The sequence below is a fragment of the Rosenbergiella gaditana genome (assembly GCF_018494065.1).
Lineage (GTDB): Bacteria > Pseudomonadota > Gammaproteobacteria > Enterobacterales > Enterobacteriaceae > Rosenbergiella > Rosenbergiella gaditana.
Genome location: NZ_JABBFR010000071.1, coordinates 1 through 299, shown reverse-complemented (window position 1 = coordinate 299; position 299 = coordinate 1). Strand labels below are relative to the sequence as shown.

The window sequence follows — 299 nt, the reverse complement described above, 5'->3', positions numbered from 1 at the left end:
TTCAATTTATCAGCTTGTTTCCAGATTTTTAAAGAGCAATATCTTAAAGGCGACTCGTAAGTCAACTTTAAGATAATAGTGTCGGCGACTTTCACTCACAGACCAGCAAGTGGCGTCCCCTAGGGGATTCGAACCCCTGTTACCGCCGTGAAAGGGCGGTGTCCTGGGCCTCTAGACGAAGGGGACAGTAGTCTGCTTCGCAAGACGCCTTGCTTCTTTACTTTTTCATCAGACAATCTGTGTGAGCACTACGCAGTCATGTATCTTACAGGTAAGGAGGTGATCCAACCGCAGGTTCC

Annotated in this window: 1 tRNA gene; it reads right to left on the bottom strand. The window is 47.8% G+C overall.

Annotation, left to right across the window (positions count from 1 at the left end):
- Window positions 1-110: 110 nt before the first annotated feature.
- Window positions 111-186 (bottom strand) — tRNA-Glu (locus HH682_RS15480).
- Window positions 187-299: the final 113 nt, after the last annotated feature.